Raw genomic sequence first — 21555 nt, forward strand, 5'->3', positions numbered from 1 at the left:
TTTTTTTTATGACTTGCTTTTTATAATTACAAAAACAGCATATTAATGTGTTTTTAGCTCAAAATTTAGTAGTTTTCACCAAATTTTGAGTGTTTTTGTTAAAGTTTAATGATTTTTTAGTCAATTTAACTATCAAATTATGAGTAAAATTTCAGCGGCAATAACGGCTGTAGGCGCATATGTGCCAGATTACGTGTTAACCAATCAAATTCTTGAAACAATGGTTGATACTAATGATGAGTGGATTACCACCCGAACAGGCATAAAAGAGCGTAGAATTCTAAAAGAAGAAGGCAAAGGCACGTCATTTCTAGCTATTAAGGCTGCTCAAGATTTAATTGAGAAAAAAGGATTAAACCCGCAAGAAATAGATTTGGTTATTGTTGCAACAGCAACACCAGACATGAAAGCTGCTTCAACAGCATCATACACTGCACACAAAATTGGGGCAACAAACGCCTTCACTTTTGATATGGATGCAGCATGTTCTAGTTTTTTATACGGTATGTCAACTGCTTCAAGTTATATTGAATCTGGAAGATATAAAAAGGTATTATTAATTGGTGCCGATAAAATGTCTTCTATCATCAATTATAAAGATAGAGCAACCTGTATTATTTTTGGTGATGGCGCTGGTGCCGTATTATTTGAGCCAAACAATGAAGGTTTAGGTTTGCAAGATGAATACTTGAGAAGTGATGGTAGCGGAAGAGATTTTTTACAAGCACCAGCAGGTGGATCAGTAAAACCACTTACCCATGAGGCTATAGACAATGGTGAGCAATACGCATTTCAAGAAGGAAGAACCGTATTTAAAAATGCCGTATTTAATATGGCAGATGCTACCATGAAAATTTTAGAGCGCAACAAACTTACAAAAAATGATGTAGCGTGGTTAGCGGCACACCAAGCCAATAAACGTATTATTGATGCTACTGCTGAAAGAATGGATTTAGAACCAGAAAAGGTTATGATGAACATTCAAAAATATGGTAACACAACATCTGCAACTTTACCATTATTATTAAACGACTACGAAAAACAACTTAAAAAAGGAGATAACATAATATTCGCTGCTTTTGGTGGCGGATTTAATTGGGGAGCCATTTATTTAAAATGGGCATATAATTAATTAAACTAACCAATAACTAATTAGTAAAATTATGGATATTAAAGAGATTCAAAACTTAATCAAATTTGTAGCTAAATCTGGTGCAAGTGAGGTTAAATTAGAAATGGATGATATTAAAATCACTATTAAAACAGGATCAGACTCAGAAGCAACCATAGTACACCAAGTACCAGCTGCTGCTCCTGTACCTCAAATAGCACACGTTGCAGCACCTCCTGTAGCGGCAGAACCAGCTGCACCTGCAGCACCTGCTAATGAAGAATCTAAATACATTACAATAAAATCACCAATAATTGGTACTTTTTATAGAAAACCATCACCAGACAAGCCATTATTTGTTGAAGTAGGGCAAACAATTGCTGAGGGTGATGTGCTTTGTATTATTGAAGCTATGAAACTTTTCAATGAAATTGAATCTGAAGTTTCTGGTAAAATAGTTAAAATTTTAGTGGATGATTCTTCGCCAGTTGAGTTTGATCAGCCATTATTTTTAGTAGATCCATCATAACCAATTTTAAAATTCCAGAAAGCAAATCCCAATTTGTTGGAATTTGGAATTTGAGATTTTAAAAATTATTACGTTATGTTTAAAAAAATATTAGTAGCCAATAGAGGGGAAATAGCATTACGTGTTATTAGAACCTGTAAAGAAATGGGCATTAAAACCGTAGCGGTTTATTCAAAAGCCGATGAAGAAAGCTTACACGTAAAGTTTGCCGATGAAGCGGTTTGTATAGGGCCTGCACCAAGTAGCGAGTCTTATTTAAAAATGTCTAATATAATAGCAGCTGCCGAAATTACAAATGCCGATGGTATCCACCCAGGATACGGGTTTCTTTCAGAAAACGCAAAATTTTCAAAAATTTGTGCAGAACACGGTATAAAATTCATAGGCGCTTCACCTGAAATGATTGATAAAATGGGAGACAAGGCAAACGCCAAAGCTACCATGAAAGCTGCCGGTGTTCCATGTGTACCAGGAAGTGAAGGTGTAATAGAAACTTATGAAGAGTGTGAAAAACTAGCCGAAGAAGTAGGCTATCCAGTAATGCTTAAAGCCTCTGCCGGCGGTGGTGGTAAAGGTATGCGTGGAGTTTTCAAAAAAGAAGACTTAAAAGCTGCTTGGGATTCTGCAAGACAAGAAAGTAAAGCTGCCTTTGGAAATGATGATATGTACATGGAAAAACTTATTGAAGAACCAAGACATATTGAAATTCAAATTGTAGGAGATTCTACAGGTAAAGCATGCCATTTATCTGAAAGAGACTGCTCAGTGCAACGTCGTCATCAAAAATTAACAGAAGAAGTTCCTTCTCCTTTTATGACTAAAAAGCTTCGTAAAGAAATGGGAGAAGCCGCTGTACGTGCCGCAGAATATATTAAGTACGAAGGTGCAGGAACTGTAGAATTTTTAGTTGATAAACACAGAAACTTCTACTTCATGGAAATGAACACGCGTATTCAAGTAGAGCACCCAATTACAGAACAGGTAATTGATTTTGATTTAATACGTGAGCAAATATTAGTGGCAGCAGGTGTGCCAATTTCTGGTAAACATTATGAGCCAAAACTACACTCTATTGAATGCAGGATTAATGCTGAAGATCCGTTTAATGATTTTAGGCCATCACCTGGTAAAATTACCGTACTTCATGCACCAGGTGGTCATGGCGTGAGGTTAGATACCCATGTGTACGCGGGTTACTCAATACCGCCAAATTATGATTCTATGATTGCCAAGTTAATTACAACTGCGCAAACAAGAGAAGAAGCAATAAGCAAAATGAAACGCGCTTTAGATGAGTTTGTTATTGAAGGTATTAAAACAACCATACCTTTTCATAGGCAACTAATGGAGCACCCAGATTATTTAGATGGTAATTATACCACTAAGTTTATGGAAGATTTCAAAATGAAAAACGTTTCAGAAGATTAATAAAGTAAAAACTCCGAAAGCAATTTCGGAGTTTTTTATTTGTACCTATTCAGAAAAAATCTATGCTATATTAATTTAGTAATCAACTCTAGTTATTACACAAAAAGTACATAAAGTGTAATTATAAATTTAAATGCCAAATTCTATCTAAAAGCAGTAATTTAGCGGCATGAACATTAAAGAAACGCTGTATAAAGAATGTGAAGCTTTTATTGATAACCGACTTAAAACGGTTGAAACGGCTATAAAAGATATTCAAACATCACTTACAACTGAAACAAAAAGTACTGCAGGCGATAAACACGAAACTGGTAGAGCTATGTTGCAATTAGAACGTGAAAAGGCAGGTAAGCAACTTTCTGAAATTCAAAAAACAAAAGAAATTTTATCTAAAATTGATGTAACTAAATCTTCAGAAACAGTAAGTTTAGGTAGCGTTATTTATACTTCTGGCATTCATTATTTTATAGCCATTAGTGCAGGTGAAATACAATTTGAAAATACTACATTTTACGCTATTTCGGCTAGCACGCCTATTGCAAAATTATTGTTAGGTAAAACAGTAGGTGACACTATAAGTTTTAGAAATACACAATTTAAAATTGAAAAACTAGTTTAATTTAACCACTTCTAAACATACAACAGTATTTATTTCAATACTATTTTTATGTTGAAACAATACTAATTGATTATTTAAATTAGCTTCAATTAAATAATGATTTCCGTTGTAATAACAATGTTTTACGGTTGCTTTTAAGTTTGAATGTTCAATAATTTTAATTTGATGTGCATATACCAAACCTAAAGGTTCAATATGGTTAAATTCATCAAAAAAAGAAGCAATTAAAGGTGTTTTAGGGTTGTTATATAAATTTTGAGGTGTGTTACTAGCCACCACTTCATTGTTGCTTAAAACAATCATTTTATCAGCAAAAGGCAGCACATCATTTTTATCGTGTGTGGCAACAATACAGGCAATGTTTTTTTCTTTTAGATATTTAAAAAAACGGCGTCTTAGGGTTTGTTTTTTAAAATTGTCAATATGGCTAAAAGGCTCGTCAAATAATATAATTTCGGGTTGTTTAGCAATAGCTCTTGCCAAAGCTACACGTTGCTTTTGGCCGCCGCTTAATAGTTTTACTTTGGTGTTTGCTAAATGCGTTAATTCTACAACTTCAAGCAGTTCATTAATGCGTTTTTGTTTCTCTTCAGGATAAAAGTTTGAAAGGAAATCGCCAATATTTTCGGCTACTGTTGTGTATGGCATTAAATCAAATTCTTGGGCTACGTATTTTATAAAATCGTACCCAATAACTAAGTTATAAGCAGGCCCTAAAATTTGTGTGTTTTTCCAAAAAATGCTGCCTTGGTTTAAATCGTATTCGCCATAAAGCAATTTAATAAGTGTACTTTTTCCTGAGCCACTTTCACCAATAACAGAAAGGTGTTCACCCGCAGCAACATTAAAGCTGATGTTTTTTAACGTAGGTTTATCACCATAACCAAACCATATATTTTTTACTTGTAGCATATTTTGAGTTGTAAAAATAGTATAAAAAATGATGTTGATATTAAGAAGGAAGAATGACTTATTAATATATTTTTCAAGAGATTTTAAAAGACAAAAAAAGACCAGTAAAGTATTAAATTTTACTGGTCTATACTTTTTAAATAGATATTAGATTTGTACTAACCCTTAACTTTTTCTTGTGTTTTACTAGGTAATACTTCAAAACCCATATTATAAAGTGTAAAGCCAAAAATATCGGCATATTGTTCAATAGTTTTACTTACAGGTGTTCCTGCGCCGTGACCCGCATTGGTTTCAATTCTAATTAAAGTAGGATTATTTCCTGTTTGTTTTGCTTGTAACTCAGCAGCAAATTTAAAACTGTGTGCTGGTACTACACGATCGTCATGATCGCCTGTTGTAACTAAGGTTGCAGGATATTCTGTACCCGATTTTACATTATGTACCGGTGAGTAGCCTTTTAAATATTCAAACATAGCTTTACTGTCTTCGGCAGTGCCATAATCATAAGCCCAACCAGCACCGGCAGTAAATGTGTGGTAGCGTAACATATCTAAAACGCCCACAGCAGGTAAGGCTACTTTAGCTAGATCTGGCCTTTGTGTCATAGTTGCGCCAACTAATAGGCCGCCGTTGGATCCGCCACTAATAGCTAAGTAATCAGATGATGTGTACTTATTTTCAATTAAATATTCGCCAGCAGCAATAAAATCATCAAATACATTTTGTTTTTGCATTTGTGTGCCGGCATCGTGCCATTTTTTACCATATTCACCACCGCCACGTAAATTAGGTACAGCATAAATACCACCTTGTTCCATCCAAACGGCCATTGTAATTTTAAAAGATGGGTTTAAACTTACGTTAAAGCCACCGTAACCATATAGTATTGTTGGGTTTTTTCCGTTTAATTCTATGCCTTTTTTGTGTGTAATTATCATTGGTACTTTTGTACCATCTTTTGATGTGTAGAAAACTTGATTACTTTCATAATCACTGCTATTAAAAGCTATGGCAGGTTTCCAATGAAGAGCTACTTCGCCAGTTTTTAAATTAAGTTTGTAAATACTAGATGGCGTGTTGTAGTTGGTAAAAGAAAAATAGTCAATATTTTCGTCTTTTTTACTACCAAAACCACCAACACTACCAATACCTGGAAGTGTAATTTCTCTAATTAGTTTTCCATTATAATCGTACTGTTTTACTTGTGAAACAGCATCAACCATATATTCTGCAATAAAATAGTTTCCAGAAGTTGAAACTGATAAAACGTTGTCTGTTTCAGGAATAACATCTTCCCAATTTTCAGGCGTTGGGTTGGTAACATCAACTTTTACTAAGCGTTTGTTTGGAGCATTTAAATTTGTAACTAAATATAATGTAGATTCTTTGGTATCAATTACAGATGTATTGCTTTTAGTATCATTTAAAACGGTTATTAATTTGCTGTTAGGCTTCGTTAAATCTTTAATAAAAAGTTTGTTACCAGTTGTAGAAATACGCGGTGTAATTATTAGGTATTTATCATCATCAGTTACTTCAGCATAAATGTAACGGTGTTTTTCATTGGCGGTACCACCGTAAATAAGCGAATCTTCTTTTTGTGAAGTACCAAGTTTGTGATAGTATACTTTATGCTGATCTGTTTTAGCAGAAAGCTCACTTCCTTTAGGTTTATCATAACTAGAGTAGTAGAAGCCTTCGTTTTTGTACCATGAAATTTGCGAAAACTTTACATCAACCAAGGTGTCTTCAACTACTTGTTTAGTTTCGGTATTCATTATGATAATTTTTCGCCAATCGCTACCACCTTCAGAAATAGAATAGGCCAAAATGCTACCATCTTTTGAAAAACTTAAACCACCAAGTGAAACAGTACCGTCTTTAGAAAACGTATTGGGATCTAAAAACACCTCTTCATTACCGTTTTTGTTGGTTCTGTAAATTAAATTTTGGTTTTGTAATCCGTTGTTTTTTGAAAAATAGGTATAGTTACCTTCTTTAAAAGGTGCACCAATTTTTTCGTAGTTCCAAAGTTTTTCTAAACGCTCTTTTAAATCTTTTCTAAACGGAATATTGTCTAAATACCCAAATGTTGTTGTGTTTTGTGCTTTAACCCAAGCAGCGGTTTGTTCACTCATATCATCTTCCAACCAACGGTATGGGTCTTTTACTTCTTCGCCAAAGTAAGTGTTTGTGGTATTAACTGTTTTGGTTTCTGGGTAATTCACAGCTATTGTTTTTTTTGTTTGATTTTCTTTTTTGCAGGCTACAAACAAGGATAAGCTAAGTGTAGCAATTAGTATTTTTTTCATTGATTGCATTTTTTAGTTTTACCAAAAATAGAAAAAGCTTCTGCAAAATACAGAAGCCTTTAACAATCTTTTAATGAAAATTGAATTATACTAAATTATTTTCAATTAAATATTCAGCTATTTGAACTGTGTTGGTTGCAGCACCTTTACGAAGGTTATCGGCAACTATCCACATATTTAATGTATTTGGTTGTGTTTCGTCTCTTCTAATTCTTCCAACAAATACCTCATCTTTATTGTGCGCAAAAATAGGCATTGGGTAGGCATTGTTAGCCAAATCATCTTGTACAACAACCCCTGGTGTTTGGCTTAATAATTGACGTACTTCGGTTAAATCAAAATCGTTTTCAAACTCAACATTTACAGATTCACTGTGTCCGCCAGCAGTTGGAATTCTAACCGCTGTAGCAGAAACAGAAAATGTTCTGTCGTCCATAATTTTTTGAGGTTCTCTAGCCAGTTTCATTTCCTCTTTGGTGTAGCCATTTTCTAAAAACACATCACAGTGTGGTAATGCGTTTCTACCAATTGGGTATGGGTACGCCATTTCGCCTTCAATACCGGCAATTTCGTTTTCTAATTGTTTTACAGCTTTAACGCCTGTACCAGAAACAGATTGGTATGTTGAAACAACCACACGTTTCATTTTATATTTTTTGTGAAGCGGATTTAATGCCATAACCAACTGTATTGTTGAACAGTTTGGGTTTGCTATAATTTTATCTTCTTTAGTTAAAACAGATGCGTTAATTTCAGGCACTACTAGTTTTTTTGTAGGATCCATTCTCCAAGCAGAAGAATTATCAACTACTGTAGTGCCAACTTCTGCAAATTTAGGAGCCCATTCTAAAGAGGTGTCTCCACCTGCCGAAAATAGTGCAACGTCTGGTTTCATTGAAACAGCGGTTTCTAAACCAACAACGGTATAATCATTTCCTTTATAAGTTAATTTTTTACCCACAGAGCGCTCTGAGGCAACAGGAATTAATTCAGTTATTGGAAAATTACGTTCTGCAAGAACTTTAAGCATCACTTCGCCTACCATTCCAGTGGCTCCAACTACAGCTACTTTCATTTTTTATATATTTTATAATTGAACTTTGAGGGCACAAAATTAGACATTAATTATAGGTTTAAACCAAAAAAAAGACCTCAATTTTTAGAAAACGAGGTCTTTTTAACAACAAATAACAGGTTGTTATTTATTTAACATTTTGTTATTTTTTAAGCAAATCTCTAATTTCGGCTAATAAATCTTCTTGACTTGGTCCTGCTGGGGCTTCAGGTGCTGGCTCTTCTTTTTTCTTCATTTTATTAACACCTTTTACAACTAAGAACATAACAAATGCTACAATTATAAAATCTAGTACGTTTGTAATAAATTGTCCGTGTTCTAAATATACTTCACCTACCATTTCACCAGCGTCATTTAAAGTGCCATCTTTTAATTTCATTCTTAATTCTTTGAAATCTGTATCAAACAATAATCCAATTAAAGGAGATACAATACCTCCGGTAAAAGAAGTAACTACCTCTTTAAAAGCAGCACCCATTACAAAACCAACAGCAATGTCTACAAGGTTGCCCTTCATTGCAAATTCTTTAAATTCTTTAAGCATAATTTTAATTTTATAGTTAGTGAGACACTAAAGTAACAAAAAAGTCACCAAAAAATATAAGCTTATTTTAAAAATGTACGTTTAACACGTTGTGAAATTCCTGTAATGAGCTCGTAAGAAATGGTGTTTGCTGTTTGTGCAAAATCTTCAGCAGTTGTGTTTTTATCAAAAATAATGGCTTCATCACCTTCATTACAATCAATATTAGTAATGTTTACCATAATCATATCCATACATACATTACCAATAATAGGTGCTTTTTTGCCGTTTATTACAACATAGCCTTTTTGTTTACCATATTGCCTACCAATACCATCGGCATGCCCAATAGGTAATGTTGCTGTTTTGTAGTTTCCATCACTAACAAAACCGTGATTATAACCAACAGATTCGCCTTTTTTTATGGTATGAATTTGTGAAATTATAGTTTTTAACGTGGCAATGGGTGTTAGGTTTTTATTTTCTATGGTTGAATTACCAAAACCATACAAACCAATGCCGCTTCTAACCATATCAAAATGCGCTTCGGGGTAATTTAAAATACCCGATGTATTACAAATATGAAGCATAGGTTTATAACCTACAGCGTTTGAAAAACTTTTGGCAATACCTTTAAATGTATTAATTTGGTTTAAAGTAAAAGCTTTTTCGTTTAAATCTTCACTAGCAACTAAATGTGAAAATAGTGATGCAACTTTAATAGTTGTTGTTTCAGCTAGTTTATTGCTAATAAATTCAATGTCGTTTTTAGTAAAACCCAGCCTATTTAAGCCCGTGTTAAATTTAATGTGTACCGGATAATTTTCTTGACTTTTAGTAGTTGCAAGATTTATAAATTCATTTAAAACTTTGCTGTTATACAAATTAGGTTCTAAACAATATTTAATAATAGCTTCAAAATTTGATGGTAATGGGTGTAAAACCAAAATAGGAGCTGTAATACCAGCTTTTCGTAATTGTACGCCTTCACTAGCATAAGCAACAGCAAAATAATTTACACCCATAGTTTGTAAATAATTGGCAATTACAGCCGCATCATTACCGTATGCAAAAGCCTTAACAACAGCCATAAATTTGGTGTTGCTGCTTAGTTTAGTTTTTAAATGCGTGTAGTTTTTTTTTAAGGCATTTAAATCTATTTCAAGTACGGTTTCTTCCGCTTTAGGCATTATCTTCGTTAGGTTTTGGGGTAATTTCTTTAGGTTGGTTTACATCCATGTTTCTTACTTTATCTCGTAACATGGCTTTATAAAAAGCAGCTCTACTTAAAGGTTCATATTCATCAACTTCACCTAAAAGCACCAAGTTTTCGTTTTTAGCTTTACGGTAACTATATTGGGCTAAATTACCGGTGCGTGTGCACACAGCGTGTACTTTGGTAACATATTCGGCAGTGGCCATTAGGTTAGGCATGGGCCCAAAGGGGTTGCCTTTAAAATCCATATCTAAACCAGCAACAATAACACGTATGCCTTTATTGGCAAGGTCATTACAAACACGCACTATTTCATCATCAAAAAATTGAGCTTCGTCAATACCAACAACATCACAACCATCGGCTAAAATAGGAATATTAGCAGCGGCGGGCACAGGTGTAGAGCGTATTTGGTTTTCATCATGCGATACTACCATTTCCTCATCATACCTTACATCTATAGCAGGTTTAAAAATTTCAACTTTCTGTCTTGCAAATTGGGCGCGCTTAAGCCTGCGTATAAGTTCTTCGGTTTTACCAGAAAACATAGATCCGCATATAACTTCAATCCAACCAAATTGTTCTTTATGATTTACAGTATTTTCAAGAAACATTTTGTAATTTTAACAGGAACTTATTTCAGCAATAAACATTTAAATAAGTTCAATAAACAAAGCATATTTTCGTTTGTATAAAGGTGCGTAATTTTTTTAAATAACAAAAACCTTAGGTATATTAAACCATAAAAAAATAAAATTGATGAAGAAGAAGTTAGAATCTGATTTAGTTAGTATTGCTCACAGAATTTTAAAACTAAAAGGAAAAGAAGATGTTATAAAAATGCATGCCGAAGTTACCGCGCTTTATGAAACACTTTCAGTATTAAAATTTGCTCATGAAAATTTTGAAGACGATATACCCACAATTGGTAATAACTCATCATTTTTTGGCATGTTAGACAGTGCATTTAACAATAAAATAAGCGATAATATTGAAGTTGAAGACAAAATTTATGTGAATTTAGATGATGTTGAAGAAGATGCTATTATGGAACACGGTATTGCTACAATTAAAGATATGGTAGCACATATGCCCGAGCAAGCGCCCGAAATTGATACTGTTTTTGAAAAAGCACTGCCACAAGACATTATTAAAAAAGATGATTTTGAAACCATAACCGAAGATTTTAAAAACATGCCTGTTTTTGAACCCGCTTCAACACAAAACGGTGCTACTGACGATAAAAAATCTTTAAACGATAAACTTAAAAGTGGCGGACTCAAAATTGGGCTTAATGATAAAATAGCATTTATAAAACACTTGTTTGATGGTAAACCTGAAGATTATGATAGGGTGATTTCACAAATAAATACTGCCGATTCTTTATTAAACGCCAAACAATTTTTAAATACTATGGTAAAACCAGATTACCAAAATTGGGAAGGTAAAGAAGAATTTGAAGAACGCTTTTTAGAAATTATTGAAGCTAAATTTAATTAAGCAAAGCTAAAATAATGACTGATAAGTTTGTTGATGATGAGGTTTTTGAAAAGATTGATTACACAAAAAATAGGCTTGAAAAAGGTGAATATGATACCTGTACATTTATAAATTGTGATTTTTCAAATTCATACGTATCACAAATTAGGTTTATAAACTGCGAGTTTCACCATTGTAATTTAAGCTCAGCAAATATAACCGATACTAGTTTTCAAGATGTATTATTTAAAAACTCAAAATTATTGGGTGTTAATTTTGAAACATGTTCTAATTTTGGTTTTTCAATTAAAATAGAGTCTTGCCAATTAAATCATGCTTCTTTTTTTCAAAAAAATTTAACATCAATGGTATTTACCAACTCAAAATGTATAGGTACAGATTTTTCATATAGCATTTTAAAAAAGGCTATTTTTAATAATTGTAACCTGCAAAATGCTGTTTTTGATAATACAAATTTAGAAGACGCCAATTTTTCAAAATCAAATAACTTTGTAATAGACCCTGAAAAAAATAATTTAAAAGGCGCTATATTTTCATTAGAAACAGTAACGGGGCTTTTGGCCAAGTATAAAATAAAAATTTCTTCAGAATAGTTTATGAGTAAACTTTATATAGTACCAACACCCATTGGTAATTTAAAAGACATCACTTTTAGAGCCATTGAGGTTTTAAAAGAAGCCCATTTAATTTTAGCCGAAGACACACGTACATCGGGCAAATTGCTTAAACATTTTGAAATTTCAACACCTATGCAATCGCACCACATGCATAATGAGCATAAAACGGTTGAAAGCATTATTCAAAAACTTAAAGCAGGCACCACAATAGCCTTGGTAAGTGATGCAGGCACACCAGCAATTTCAGATCCTGGCTTTTTGCTCTCACGTGCATGTATTGAAAATAATATTGATATTGAATGTTTACCCGGAGCAACCGCTTTTGTGCCAGCATTGGTGAACTCTGGCTTACCAAACGATAAGTTTGTTTTTGAAGGTTTTTTACCCGTAAAAAAAGGACGCCAAACACGACTTTTATTATTGGCAGAAGAAACCCGAACCATGATTTTTTATGAAAGTCCGCACAAGTTAGTAAAAACACTAGGGCATTTCTGTGAGTATTTTGGTGAAGACAGGCAAATATCGGTTTCTAGAGAACTTACAAAACTATTTGAAGAAACGGTACGCGGAACCGCTAAAGAAGTTTTAGAATATTATACTAATAAACCACCAAAAGGTGAGATAGTTGTTGTAGTAAACGGAAAAAAATAATACAGAATTAAAAATAAAATAAATGACCATACAAGAATTTAAAAGCAAATTACAAAGTAACCCTGAGGCTATAGACTTTTCAGAAACTATGGCCGTTATAGAATCAAATTACCAATTCACTCCAACTGCATTTAAAAATGGAAGTTTAGAAAATGCCGAAGGACAAAATTCAGGTTCATGTAAACTCTTTGCATTTGCACAAGCCGAAGCACTAACTAAAGCACAAACCTTAGCGTGTTTTGGTCAATACTATTTTAATGATGTGTTGAAGGACCCTAATGGTGCAGGCCACCAAAATATTAGAAACTTTATGAATACGGGTTTTGAAGGTTTAACTTTTGAAAAAACAGCATTAAAAAAGAAATAATCTGTCAGTTTTAATGACCTTTTTTAAAAATGCAGCAACTACTACAAAACATAGCACAATGTACTATTTGCAAAGAACATTTAGTGTTAGGACCAAGACCTGTTGTTTCTGCACATCCAGATTCTAAAATTGTAATTATAGGGCAGGCACCTGGTACAAAAGTACATGTATCTGGCATTCCTTGGGACGATGCCAGTGGCAAACAACTTAGAAAATGGTTAGATGTATATGATGAAACGTTTTATGATGAGACCAAATTTGCCATTATTCCTATGGGGTTTTGCTATCCAGGAAAAGGAAAAACAGGCGATTTACCACCAAGACCCGAATGTGCACCCAAATGGCACAAACCTTTATTTGATGAGTTAAAAAACGTAGAGCTTATTATTTTAATTGGCATGTACGCGCAGAAGTACTATTTAGGAGAACAAGCAAAAAAAACACTAACAGAAACTGTAGCTAATTTTCAAGACTATTTACCTAAGTTTTTGCCGTTACCACACCCATCACCACGAAACAGATTTTGGTTAACTAAGAACCCATGGTTTGAGGTTGAGGTATTGCCAGAGTTGAGGAGGCGGGTTGAAGAGTTGATTTAACGATTGTCATTACGAAGGAGGCACGACTGAAGTGATCTGTTTAATACATAACTGTTTATTTAATAGATTGCTTCACTACGTTCACAATGACGACAATAAAAAAAACCTCTCATTTCAAGAGAAGTTTTTTTAATCTATCAAAAAGCAAAGCGCTTTAAAATCTAAACATGCTTTCCTTTTTCCCAACCGTGCTTCCCTAAATATTTCTGGCCACTTTCAACAGCGCCATCTTCAATACTAGTTCCCATAGAGTCGTTCCAGCGGTTTAAGTAACCAAATAGTGAAATAACACCAAGCATTTCAACAATTTCACCTTCATTCCAATGCTCATATAAACGTTTTTTTATAGTGTCATCAACAGCATTTGGTACTTGAGATGCCGCTAAACTAAAATCTAAAGCAGCACGTTCAGCCTCATTAAAAGCAGGGTGCGTTTTATATTCCCAAATATTATCAAGTTGTTCTTGCTCTGCTCCATAACGTTCTGCAGCTCTAATGGCATGTGCCTGACAGTAACGGCAACCTGTAGCGTTACTGCTAACCCAAGCAATCATGCGTTTAAGGGCAGATGTTACGCGCCCTTCATTAGCCATTACAGCTTTGTTTAAGTTTATAAAAGCTTTACTAATGGCGGGTCTACGCTGCATGGTTAAAACCGAGTTTGGGCAAAACCCAAGTGTTTCGTTAAAAAATTCTGCTAGTTTTTGGGTTTCTAAATCGTGGTCTGCAGATAAAGGTGTTACTAAAGGCATATGTAATTTTTATATAGTATTTTTGACTAATACAAGAAACAAAAAATTTCAATAATATGGCAAATCATATCACAACAAAGTGGTTAGGAAATATGAAGTTTGAAAGCACCAACCCATCTGGTCATAATTTATTTATAGATGCAGGCCCTGAGAATGGTGGTAATAGCGAGGGTTACCGCCCAAAAGCATTAATGCTGTCTGGTTTAGCGGGTTGTTCTGGTTTAGATGTGGCATCATTAATAAAAAAAATGAAGTTAGAAGTAGATAATTTTAACATTGAAATTGATGCTAATTTAACCGAAGAACATCCAAAATATTATGATAAAGTAACTATGCAATTTCATTTTTATGGCAATAATTTAGATGAAAAAAAACTACAACGCGTTGTAAATTTATCTATTGAAAAATACTGCGGCGTTATGGAAATGTTTCGTCAGTTTGCCAATGTAAATGTTGAAACCTTTTTTCATAAAAAAAGTGTTTAAAGTTATAATTGCAACTACCCAAAAGTATATCTAAAATACTTTTAATTAAATATTTATTATATGCGCTGGACGCTAAAGCCAAAACCGGAATCATCAAAAGTAAAACATTTACAAGATTCATTACAAGTAAGTGAAAGTGTAGCCAAACTTTTAGTACAAAGAGGTATAGAAACCTATGAAGATGCTAAAAACTTTTTTAGGCCAAGTTTAAAACACCTTCACAATCCGTACTTAATGAAAGATATGGATAAAGCCGTGGCACGCATAGAAAAAGCCATAGCAAACAATGAAAATATTTTGGTGTATGGAGATTATGATGTAGATGGTACAACGGCAGTAGCGCTAATGTCAACCTATTTAAAAACCAAGCACAATTTAGTATATACATACGTACCAAATAGGTACGATGAAGGTTATGGCGTATCATACAAAGGCATTAATTTTGCTTTAGAAAATGATTTTACACTAATTATTGCTTTAGATTGTGGTATTAAAGCCATAGATAAAGTGGCACATGCCAAAACGTTAGGAATAGATTTTATTATTTGCGATCACCATAGGCCTGGAGAAAATATACCCAATGCCGTTGCTGTTTTAGATCCCAAGCGTTCAGAGTGTGAATACCCATATAAAGAACTTTGTGGCTGTGGCGTTGGGTTTAAATTAATTCAGGCGCTTGCCGAAAAAGATGGTTTAACAACCAAAGATTTATTACCGTATTTAGATTTGGTTGCTACTGCCATTGGAGCAGATATTGTACCAATTACTGGCGAAAATAGAGTGTTAGCGCACTTTGGCTTACACGTAATAAATACCCAACCTAGGCCAGGTTTTAAAGCTATTTTAGATCAGCTTAATAAAACAACATTAACAATTACCGATGTTGTTTTTACACTAGCACCCAGAATTAATGCGGCCGGACGTATGGAACACGGTAATTTTGCCGTAGCATTATTAGCAGAAGATGATTATGATTTGGCCCTTAAACATGCTCAAAACATAGAAAATTATAACATTGATAGAAAAGAAACCGATAAGCAAGTTACTGCCCAAGCTCTTAAACAAATTGAAGAACATAAAGAACAAGAACGTTTTACTACTGTTGTTTACCATGAAACTTGGCATAAAGGTGTTATTGGCATTGTGGCTTCTAGATTAACCGAAACTTATTACAGGCCCACATTAGTTTTTACTAAAAGTGGTGATAAATTGGCTGCCTCGGCACGATCTGTTGTTGGGTTTGATGTTTATAATGCTTTAGAAGCATGCAGCGAATATATTGAACAGTTTGGTGGCCATAAATACGCTGCGGGTTTAACACTAGAACCAGAAAATTACGAAGCTTTTAAAGCAGCTTTTGAAAATGCAGTAGCTAGTACCATTGATAAAAATTTATTAGTACCCGAAGTAAAAATTGATGCTCAAATTAGTTTAGCCAATATAACACCAAAATTTTACCGCATACTAAAACAATTTGCACCTTTTGGGCCAAGTAATATGACGCCCGTTTTTATGACCGAAAATTTATTTGACACAGGTTATGGTAAATGTGTAGGCGAAGATAAAACACACCTGAGGTTAACCGTTACACAACCAGAAAGTAATAGCATTGTTTGTATTGGTTTTGGTATGGGTGATAAATACGAAATTATAAAAGATAAAAAACCTTTTAGCGCAGTGTATTCAATTGATGAAAACGAATGGCAGGGTAACGTATCATTACAGCTAAAATTAAGAGATATTAAAGCTTAACAAATGGCCAAAACTGATCCGTATGCGGCGCTTCGCATAAAAGAATTCAATATTTTTTTACTCATGCGCCTTTTACTGGTTTTTGGGTGGTCTATGCAATTTATTGTTATAGAATGGGAAGTGTATAGTTTAACAAAAGACCCTTTAAGTCTTGGTATTATTGGATTAATGGAAATTATTCCAGCATTTACCATGGCTCTTTTTGCAGGACATATTGTAGATAGAAAAGAAAAACGCAACCTTTTAGCACTGTGTATTGCAGCGTTTTCATTAATTAGTTTAGGGCTCTTTTTTTTAACCTGGGATTATTTTGTAGGCAATTGGTCTACAAAACGTATTCTTTGGGGTATTTATGCTTTGGTGTTTTTTGGTGGCTTTTTAAGGTCGTTTTTTGGGCCAACTATATTTTCTTTAATAGCCTTAATTGTACCAAAAAAAATATATCCAAATGCAGCAACATGGAGCACTAGCACCTGGAAAACAGCAGCAGTTTTAGGGGCGCTTTTTGGCGGATTTTCCATTCATTGGATGGGGGTTGATAAAACCCTTGGGTTGGTGTTCATTTTGGTAGCCTTAGCATTTGTTTTAACATTCAAAATTAAAAAGAAACCTATTTTAAATACTAAAACCGAAGAATCTGTAAAAGATAGTTTAAAGGCAGGTGTAAAATTTGTGTTTAACAACAAAGCTATTTTAGGCGCTTTAACGTTAGATATGATTGCGGTATTATTTGGAGGAACTGTAGCACTTTTATCAGTATTTGCGCAAGATGTGTTACACGTTGGCTCAAAAGGTTTTGGTATATTAAATGCCTCTATTTCTTTAGGAAGTATTCTTACAATGTTTTTAACAACATACATTCCTATTAGTAAAAATACAGGTATGAAATTGTTGGTGTCTATTTTTATTTTCGGACTTTGTATTATTGCCTTTGGCTTATCAAATATATTTTGGGTAAGTGTAGCGGCTTTATTTTTAAGTGGCGCTGCCGATGGTATTTCAATGGTTATTCGTCAAACAATTTTACAACTTAAAACGCCCGATGATATGCGCGGGCGTGTATCATCAGTAAACTCAATGTTTGTTGGTTCGTCAAATGAATTAGGTGCTTTTGAAAGTGGGTTGGCTGCCAAACTACTTGGCCCTGTAACAGCTGTGGTTTTTGGTGGTACTATGACTTTAATTACCGTGGTAGCTATTGGAATAAAAAACCCAGTATTACGACATTTAGATTTAAGAAAAGATATTGAAGCACACGAAAATGATGCAGATTAAAAACATTTAAATATTGAAATTAATATGTTTTCAATTCTAAATGTTCCCCATCAAAAACGCCATAGGTGTAATATTGAATCCAATCTCCAAGATTTATGTATTTTGAATTATTGTTGAGGTTAATATCTAAAGGTAAATGCCTGTGACCAAATACAAAAAAATCTCTATGTTTTTGCTCTAATTTGCGCTTGCAATATTGAACAAGCCACTCATTATCTTCGCCCAAAAACTTAGCATCGTCATCACCAGAAATCAATTTATTTTTAACTGATAAATGTTGTGCTAAACGCACGCCAATATCTGGGTGTAACCAACGGAATAACCATTTGCAAAACGGGTTTGTAAACACCTTTTTCATGCGTTTGTACCCTTTATCACCAGGGCCTAAACCATCGCCATGGCCAATAAAAAACGTTTTGTTGTTAAATGTGAACTCTTTTGGTTTGTGGTAAACAGGTATATTAAGTTCTGTTTCAAAATAATCATCCATCCATAAATCATGGTTACCCACAAAATAGTAAATAGGAATACCAGCATCACTTATTTCGGCAAGTTTACCTAGGGTTCTTGTAAAACCTTTAGGTACAACGTATTTATAATCCATCCAAAAATCAAATAAATCGCCTAACAAAAAAATAGCGGCTGCATCTTCTTTTACATCATTTAACCAAGCAACAAATTTTTTTTCGCGCGGTAATGAGGCTTCTTTGGTTGGTGCTCCTAAATGATTATCGGAGGCAAAGTATATTTTTTTTCCTTCGGGAATTTGCATGTGTAAATATAGTAATTACAAAGTTGCAAAAAATGTATTTATTTAAAGCATGCTTTTAATTTTTCGGTAAATTAAAAGGTAAATGGTTGCTGCTGCAAAGGCTATGAGTGTGCCAATATAAATACCAAATAGCGGGTATACTACCGAAACAGTTAATGAATATATAATTAACGAAAACATACCAACAGGAACATTTTTTATAACAGTATGCACGTGTTTTTTTGAGTATGTAAAGTGAATGATGAGTATTAACGGAAAAAGTGTGGTTGGAAATGCCGATAACAAACCTGCCCATGTAGCGCCAACAAACTTAGGAATACTAGTTATAATTAATATTATTGTTGCAGCAAAAAAGGCTCTTATAAACAAGGTTTTATGGCTTAGTTTTACTTTTTTTTCAATTTTTATATTTTCAATGTTTTTGAATAGAATAATGTATAAAAATGAAAAAGCCACCGGAATTAAAATGGCTAAATATTTATTTATTTCTATAAAATGAAGTGCCCAAACCACTAAAAAGTATGCTGAAATTGCTGATAGTGATGATAGCAAAATGTTGTATTTATTAAAATAGTTTGATGCTAAATAATAGATATATACAAATGTGAGCGCGCCCGATAGCCCAATCATGTTATAAACGGCACTTTTTGATGCAAAGTCTGCGCTAACCTCTAAACCAAAAAAAAATAATGTAATGGCAGAACCTGTTGGGTAGCCAGAAAGTATGCCTGCAACTTTAGGGCTTACATTTTCGGCTAAAAGTGATAAGCCCACAACAAAAGCAATGGCTACCACTAATTTTACTATAAATAATATTTCGGGCATGGGTTTGGTTGTGTTTGCGTTAGGGATTGCAGCGACATCCTTTTTTTGATAAAAAAAAGATATAGCGTAAAGCCCGACCGCGCCTAAGCGTGGTAACGCCCTTAAAAAAATTATTGTTGGTCTGCGGCAAACCACTCTGCAAAACTGGTGGCGGTTTCTTGTAGTTTAAGCGCGTGTAATTTGATGTTTTCTGGTAGGCGTTTTTGTATTTTGGCGGCAAAATCTATAACCATCATTTCGCTGGTTGGTTGATAATTTACTAATAAAACTTTGTGGCCTAAACTCATTAAATCTTTTGCTAAATCTACGTGTGGTGTGTTTTTGTTAAAAACGGTGGCGTGGTCAAAAACGTCTTCAATTTCTTCTTTTACTATTTTTTTTAAGTCGCCAAAATCTATAACCATACCGTGTTTAGGGTTGGTTGTATCTGTAATAGGGCTACCAATAACGGTAACGTCTAAGTGATAACTATGCCCGTGTATGTTTTTGCATTTTCCGTCGTAGCCGTATAGGGCATGACCTGTTTCAAATGAAAAGCGTTTAGTTATTCTTATATTATGTTTCATTATCTGCGTTTTCCTCTGTTTCTGTTAACTATATAAACTACAATTAAAACAATGGCAAGTACTAAAAAAAGACCGTTACCCGTTAAAAAGTTTAAAATATCCATAGTGTTTTAATCTAATTTTTTCTTGTTATACCTGTAAATAGCATAGGCTATAAGCACCAAAATCACAAAGGGTAGCATGGTGCCAATAAATACACCAATTTCGTAACTGCTATCTGGTGCTTTTTTTAGTTTTTCTTCAATATTTACTTGTTGAAGTAATGCTATTAAATTAGGCATGTTTTTGGAATGTTATTTTTTTCCTGCTGCAAAGTTAAGAGTTTTTGGCTAGCGGAATATATTGTTTGTTGAAATAAATTAAAAGTGGTAGGCTGCGGGCAATCATCCAGAAAGTGAGGGCAATAAATATACCGTTTAATTTAAAATTGAAAAAGTTTAAGGCATATACAATAGGTATAAAAACTACAAAGGTTGATAGTAGTAAAACATTACGAAGTAACTTCATTTTACCTAGGCCTTTAAAAACACCATCAAAAATAAATGCTATTGAACAAATGGGTTGCATGAGTAACACAATCCAAAAAACATTGTAAAATGTGTTTAAAACCTCCGTTTCTTTGGTAAATAGCAATCCAATAGGTTTGTAAATTATAGCACCTAAAATGCTAAGTGCAAAGCCTACAATTAATCCTATTTTTATAAGTTTTTTGTTTAAATATACCAGAGCGTTATAATTTTTACCACCATAAAACTTACCAGATAAAATGTTACCAGCACTAGAGTAGCCGTCAATAATAAAGGCGCCTAAAAACCAAAGGTTAATGGCAATGGTATATGCTGCAATGTAATTTTTGCCATAGCCTGTGGCTAGCCTTGTTGCAAAATAAAGTGTTATGTTTAAGGATAAAGTTCTAATAAACAAATTAGCTACCATGCCTATAAATTTGCTTATTTCTTTATTAAAAGGAAAACTAACTAGTAAAGGAATATTTGTTTTTTTAAGTAGATAATATGCCGAAAGAATTGCCATAATAATTTGCGCAATTACACTTGCATAGGCAGCGCCTTTTATATGCATTGGTGGTATATAACCGTTAATGCCATACACCAAAACAAAGTCTAAAATTATGTTTAATACAGCACCAATAATAGCAATTACCATGGGCTGAAACGTGTTTTGTAAACCCCTAAAAGTACCAAAAATAGCGATGGTAAATAGTGTAAACGGAAAGCCAAAAACCCTGATTTTATAATAATCTACACTGTAATTTAAAATTACATTTGAAGCATTATAGAGTTGAAAAATATGTGATGCTAACGGGTAGGTTATTAAAATTATTAAAACACTTAAACATAAAACAATAAAAATAGCTTGAGCTGGTAAGTTTTTAACGGCATTTAAATTATTGGCACCAACATATTGCGAAATTATTGTTGAAATGGCACTTCGTGTTTGCCCAAATACCCAAATAAGCATAGACATAAAAGTGCCTACAATACCAACGGCGGCTAAAGATTCTGTGGCATTTACATTAATATTACCAATTATAGCAGTATCTGTTATAGATAAAATAGGTTCTGCAATACCAGATATTAATGCAGGAACTGCTAATTTGTTTATATGTTTTAATGATAAAGCGTTTTTCAAACCTTATTTTTTTTGA

General features: G+C 33.6%; 24 protein-coding genes. 12 read left to right on the plus strand and 12 right to left on the minus strand.

Annotated elements, in window-relative coordinates; all coding sequences use genetic code 11:
* Positions 1-139 precede the first annotated feature (139 nt).
* The 4 genes from ACYX4H_RS05845 to ACYX4H_RS05860 all read left to right on the plus strand — a co-directional run bounded on the left by ACYX4H_RS05845 (position 140) and on the right by ACYX4H_RS05860 (position 3687).
* Positions 140-1132, plus strand: coding sequence for a beta-ketoacyl-ACP synthase III (locus ACYX4H_RS05845; protein ID WP_475294977.1), 993 nt, complete (start codon positions 140-142; stop codon positions 1130-1132).
* A 31-nt stretch (positions 1133-1163) separates the two neighbouring features.
* Positions 1164-1640, plus strand: a complete 477-nt coding sequence (gene accB, locus ACYX4H_RS05850; protein WP_475294976.1) for an acetyl-CoA carboxylase biotin carboxyl carrier protein — start codon at positions 1164-1166, stop codon at positions 1638-1640.
* A gap of 75 nt (positions 1641-1715) precedes the next feature.
* Entirely contained in the window at positions 1716-3068 is a 1353-nt protein-coding gene (gene accC, locus ACYX4H_RS05855) for an acetyl-CoA carboxylase biotin carboxylase subunit (RefSeq protein ID WP_475294975.1), read from the plus strand.
* A gap of 169 nt (positions 3069-3237) precedes the next feature.
* Positions 3238-3687: a GreA/GreB family elongation factor gene (locus ACYX4H_RS05860; RefSeq protein WP_475294974.1), complete on the plus strand. Its 450-nt coding sequence runs from the start codon at positions 3238-3240 to the stop codon at positions 3685-3687.
* On the opposite strand, the gene ACYX4H_RS05865 is transcribed toward ACYX4H_RS05860, so the two are convergent.
* The 6 genes from ACYX4H_RS05865 to ACYX4H_RS05890 form a co-directional block, all read right to left on the minus strand.
* Complete coding sequence (locus ACYX4H_RS05865) at positions 3679-4599, minus strand: ABC transporter ATP-binding protein (protein ID WP_476238280.1); 921 nt, start codon at positions 4597-4599, stop codon at positions 3679-3681. The genes ACYX4H_RS05860 and ACYX4H_RS05865 overlap by 9 nt on opposite strands.
* Before the next feature lie 158 nt (positions 4600-4757).
* Positions 4758-6914, minus strand: a complete 2157-nt coding sequence (locus ACYX4H_RS05870) for a prolyl oligopeptidase family serine peptidase (RefSeq protein ID WP_476238282.1) — start codon at positions 6912-6914, stop codon at positions 4758-4760.
* Between the two features lie 85 nt (positions 6915-6999).
* Complete coding sequence (locus ACYX4H_RS05875; protein ID WP_476238283.1) at positions 7000-7989, minus strand: aspartate-semialdehyde dehydrogenase; 990 nt, start codon at positions 7987-7989, stop codon at positions 7000-7002.
* A 142-nt stretch (positions 7990-8131) separates the two neighbouring features.
* Positions 8132-8533, minus strand: coding sequence for a large-conductance mechanosensitive channel protein MscL (mscL, locus tag ACYX4H_RS05880; protein WP_476238284.1), 402 nt, complete (start codon positions 8531-8533; stop codon positions 8132-8134).
* 62 nt (positions 8534-8595) lie between these two features.
* Positions 8596-9702, minus strand: coding sequence for an alanine racemase (gene alr / locus ACYX4H_RS05885; RefSeq protein WP_476238285.1), 1107 nt, complete (start codon positions 9700-9702; stop codon positions 8596-8598).
* Complete coding sequence (locus ACYX4H_RS05890; protein ID WP_476238286.1) at positions 9695-10342, minus strand: thymidine kinase; 648 nt, start codon at positions 10340-10342, stop codon at positions 9695-9697. The genes alr and ACYX4H_RS05890 overlap by 8 nt, the downstream gene beginning before the upstream one ends.
* A 145-nt stretch (positions 10343-10487) precedes the next feature.
* On the opposite strand from ACYX4H_RS05890, the gene ACYX4H_RS05895 reads away from it, so the two are divergent.
* The 5 genes from ACYX4H_RS05895 to ACYX4H_RS05915 are packed head-to-tail and all read left to right on the plus strand — an operon-like array spanning position 10488 to position 13462.
* Positions 10488-11228, plus strand: a complete 741-nt coding sequence (locus ACYX4H_RS05895) for a hypothetical protein (RefSeq protein ID WP_476238287.1) — start codon at positions 10488-10490, stop codon at positions 11226-11228.
* A 14-nt stretch (positions 11229-11242) separates the two neighbouring features.
* Positions 11243-11821, plus strand: coding sequence for a pentapeptide repeat-containing protein (locus ACYX4H_RS05900; RefSeq protein WP_476238289.1), 579 nt, complete (start codon positions 11243-11245; stop codon positions 11819-11821).
* A 3-nt stretch (positions 11822-11824) separates the two neighbouring features.
* Positions 11825-12496 (plus strand): 16S rRNA (cytidine(1402)-2'-O)-methyltransferase, encoded by a 672-nt coding sequence (rsmI, locus tag ACYX4H_RS05905; protein WP_475294965.1) that lies wholly within the window; start codon positions 11825-11827, stop codon positions 12494-12496.
* A gap of 22 nt (positions 12497-12518) precedes the next feature.
* Complete coding sequence (locus ACYX4H_RS05910; RefSeq protein ID WP_476238291.1) at positions 12519-12863, plus strand: HopJ type III effector protein; 345 nt, start codon at positions 12519-12521, stop codon at positions 12861-12863.
* A 29-nt stretch (positions 12864-12892) separates the two neighbouring features.
* Positions 12893-13462 (plus strand): uracil-DNA glycosylase family protein, encoded by a 570-nt coding sequence (locus tag ACYX4H_RS05915; RefSeq protein WP_476238293.1) that lies wholly within the window; start codon positions 12893-12895, stop codon positions 13460-13462.
* Between the two features lie 161 nt (positions 13463-13623).
* Here the strand turns inward: ACYX4H_RS05915 and ACYX4H_RS05920 are convergent, their stop codons facing one another.
* The gene (locus ACYX4H_RS05920) at positions 13624-14214 is read right to left on the minus strand and encodes a carboxymuconolactone decarboxylase family protein (protein WP_476238295.1); all 591 of its coding nucleotides are present in this window, start codon (positions 14212-14214) and stop codon (positions 13624-13626) included.
* 56 nt (positions 14215-14270) lie between these two features.
* Here ACYX4H_RS05920 and ACYX4H_RS05925 point away from each other — a divergent pair, with 56 nt between their 5' ends.
* Genes ACYX4H_RS05925 through ACYX4H_RS05935 form a run of 3 tightly spaced genes read left to right on the plus strand, consistent with a single transcriptional unit; the run spans position 14271 to position 17726 of the window.
* Positions 14271-14699, plus strand: coding sequence for an OsmC family protein (locus ACYX4H_RS05925; protein WP_476238296.1), 429 nt, complete (start codon positions 14271-14273; stop codon positions 14697-14699).
* A 60-nt stretch (positions 14700-14759) separates the two neighbouring features.
* On the plus strand, positions 14760-16451 hold the full coding sequence (recJ, locus tag ACYX4H_RS05930) for a single-stranded-DNA-specific exonuclease RecJ (protein ID WP_476238297.1): 1692 nt from the start codon (positions 14760-14762) through the stop codon (positions 16449-16451).
* Between the two features lie 3 nt (positions 16452-16454).
* Positions 16455-17726 carry an MFS transporter gene (locus ACYX4H_RS05935; protein WP_476238299.1) on the plus strand — a complete coding sequence of 424 codons (1272 nt, stop codon included), beginning with the start codon at positions 16455-16457 and terminating at the stop codon, positions 17724-17726.
* Positions 17727-17745: 19 nt separating this feature from the next.
* Here the strand turns inward: ACYX4H_RS05935 and ACYX4H_RS05940 are convergent, their stop codons facing one another.
* The 5 genes from ACYX4H_RS05940 to ACYX4H_RS05960 all read right to left on the minus strand — a co-directional run bounded on the left by ACYX4H_RS05940 (position 17746) and on the right by ACYX4H_RS05960 (position 21539).
* Positions 17746-18498: a UDP-2,3-diacylglucosamine diphosphatase gene (locus ACYX4H_RS05940; RefSeq protein ID WP_476238300.1), complete on the minus strand. Its 753-nt coding sequence runs from the start codon at positions 18496-18498 to the stop codon at positions 17746-17748.
* 42 nt (positions 18499-18540) lie between these two features.
* Positions 18541-19323, minus strand: a complete 783-nt coding sequence (locus tag ACYX4H_RS05945) for a hypothetical protein (protein WP_476238301.1) — start codon at positions 19321-19323, stop codon at positions 18541-18543.
* A 110-nt stretch (positions 19324-19433) separates the two neighbouring features.
* A complete protein-coding gene (locus ACYX4H_RS05950; protein ID WP_475294956.1) occupies positions 19434-19889 on the minus strand; it encodes a 6-pyruvoyl trahydropterin synthase family protein in 456 nt (151 codons plus the stop codon).
* A 110-nt stretch (positions 19890-19999) separates the two neighbouring features.
* Positions 20000-20170: a hypothetical protein gene (locus tag ACYX4H_RS05955; protein WP_475294955.1), complete on the minus strand. Its 171-nt coding sequence runs from the start codon at positions 20168-20170 to the stop codon at positions 20000-20002.
* A 34-nt stretch (positions 20171-20204) separates the two neighbouring features.
* Entirely contained in the window at positions 20205-21539 is a 1335-nt protein-coding gene (locus ACYX4H_RS05960) for an MATE family efflux transporter (RefSeq protein ID WP_476238303.1), read from the minus strand.
* Between the last annotated feature and the right edge of the window lie 16 nt (positions 21540-21555).

The organism is Seonamhaeicola sp. ABD4_340 (assembly GCF_056312135.1).

Excerpts from the sequence above, each read along its gene's own strand:
- ACYX4H_RS05845 (WP_475294977.1), top strand. The coding sequence starts at position 140 with ATGAGTAAAATTTCAGCGGCAATAACGGCTGTAGGCGCATATGTGCCA.
- accB (WP_475294976.1), top strand. The coding sequence starts at position 1,164 with ATGGATATTAAAGAGATTCAAAACTTAATCAAATTTGTAGCTAAATCT.
- accC (WP_475294975.1), top strand. The coding sequence starts at position 1,716 with ATGTTTAAAAAAATATTAGTAGCCAATAGAGGGGAAATAGCATTACGT.
- ACYX4H_RS05860 (WP_475294974.1), top strand. The coding sequence starts at position 3,238 with ATGAACATTAAAGAAACGCTGTATAAAGAATGTGAAGCTTTTATTGAT.
- ACYX4H_RS05865 (WP_476238280.1), bottom strand. The coding sequence starts at position 4,599 with ATGCTACAAGTAAAAAATATATGGTTTGGTTATGGTGATAAACCTACG.
- ACYX4H_RS05870 (WP_476238282.1), bottom strand. The coding sequence starts at position 6,914 with ATGAAAAAAATACTAATTGCTACACTTAGCTTATCCTTGTTTGTAGCC.
- ACYX4H_RS05875 (WP_476238283.1), bottom strand. The coding sequence starts at position 7,989 with ATGAAAGTAGCTGTAGTTGGAGCCACTGGAATGGTAGGCGAAGTGATG.
- mscL (WP_476238284.1), bottom strand. The coding sequence starts at position 8,533 with ATGCTTAAAGAATTTAAAGAATTTGCAATGAAGGGCAACCTTGTAGAC.
- alr (WP_476238285.1), bottom strand. The coding sequence starts at position 9,702 with ATGCCTAAAGCGGAAGAAACCGTACTTGAAATAGATTTAAATGCCTTA.
- ACYX4H_RS05890 (WP_476238286.1), bottom strand. The coding sequence starts at position 10,342 with ATGTTTCTTGAAAATACTGTAAATCATAAAGAACAATTTGGTTGGATT.
- ACYX4H_RS05895 (WP_476238287.1), top strand. The coding sequence starts at position 10,488 with ATGAAGAAGAAGTTAGAATCTGATTTAGTTAGTATTGCTCACAGAATT.
- ACYX4H_RS05900 (WP_476238289.1), top strand. The coding sequence starts at position 11,243 with ATGACTGATAAGTTTGTTGATGATGAGGTTTTTGAAAAGATTGATTAC.
- rsmI (WP_475294965.1), top strand. The coding sequence starts at position 11,825 with ATGAGTAAACTTTATATAGTACCAACACCCATTGGTAATTTAAAAGAC.
- ACYX4H_RS05910 (WP_476238291.1), top strand. The coding sequence starts at position 12,519 with ATGACCATACAAGAATTTAAAAGCAAATTACAAAGTAACCCTGAGGCT.
- ACYX4H_RS05915 (WP_476238293.1), top strand. The coding sequence starts at position 12,893 with ATGCAGCAACTACTACAAAACATAGCACAATGTACTATTTGCAAAGAA.
- ACYX4H_RS05920 (WP_476238295.1), bottom strand. The coding sequence starts at position 14,214 with ATGCCTTTAGTAACACCTTTATCTGCAGACCACGATTTAGAAACCCAA.
- ACYX4H_RS05925 (WP_476238296.1), top strand. The coding sequence starts at position 14,271 with ATGGCAAATCATATCACAACAAAGTGGTTAGGAAATATGAAGTTTGAA.
- recJ (WP_476238297.1), top strand. The coding sequence starts at position 14,760 with ATGCGCTGGACGCTAAAGCCAAAACCGGAATCATCAAAAGTAAAACAT.
- ACYX4H_RS05935 (WP_476238299.1), top strand. The coding sequence starts at position 16,455 with ATGGCCAAAACTGATCCGTATGCGGCGCTTCGCATAAAAGAATTCAAT.
- ACYX4H_RS05940 (WP_476238300.1), bottom strand. The coding sequence starts at position 18,498 with ATGCAAATTCCCGAAGGAAAAAAAATATACTTTGCCTCCGATAATCAT.
- ACYX4H_RS05945 (WP_476238301.1), bottom strand. The coding sequence starts at position 19,323 with ATGCCCGAAATATTATTTATAGTAAAATTAGTGGTAGCCATTGCTTTT.
- ACYX4H_RS05950 (WP_475294956.1), bottom strand. The coding sequence starts at position 19,889 with ATGAAACATAATATAAGAATAACTAAACGCTTTTCATTTGAAACAGGT.
- ACYX4H_RS05955 (WP_475294955.1), bottom strand. The coding sequence starts at position 20,170 with ATGCCTAATTTAATAGCATTACTTCAACAAGTAAATATTGAAGAAAAA.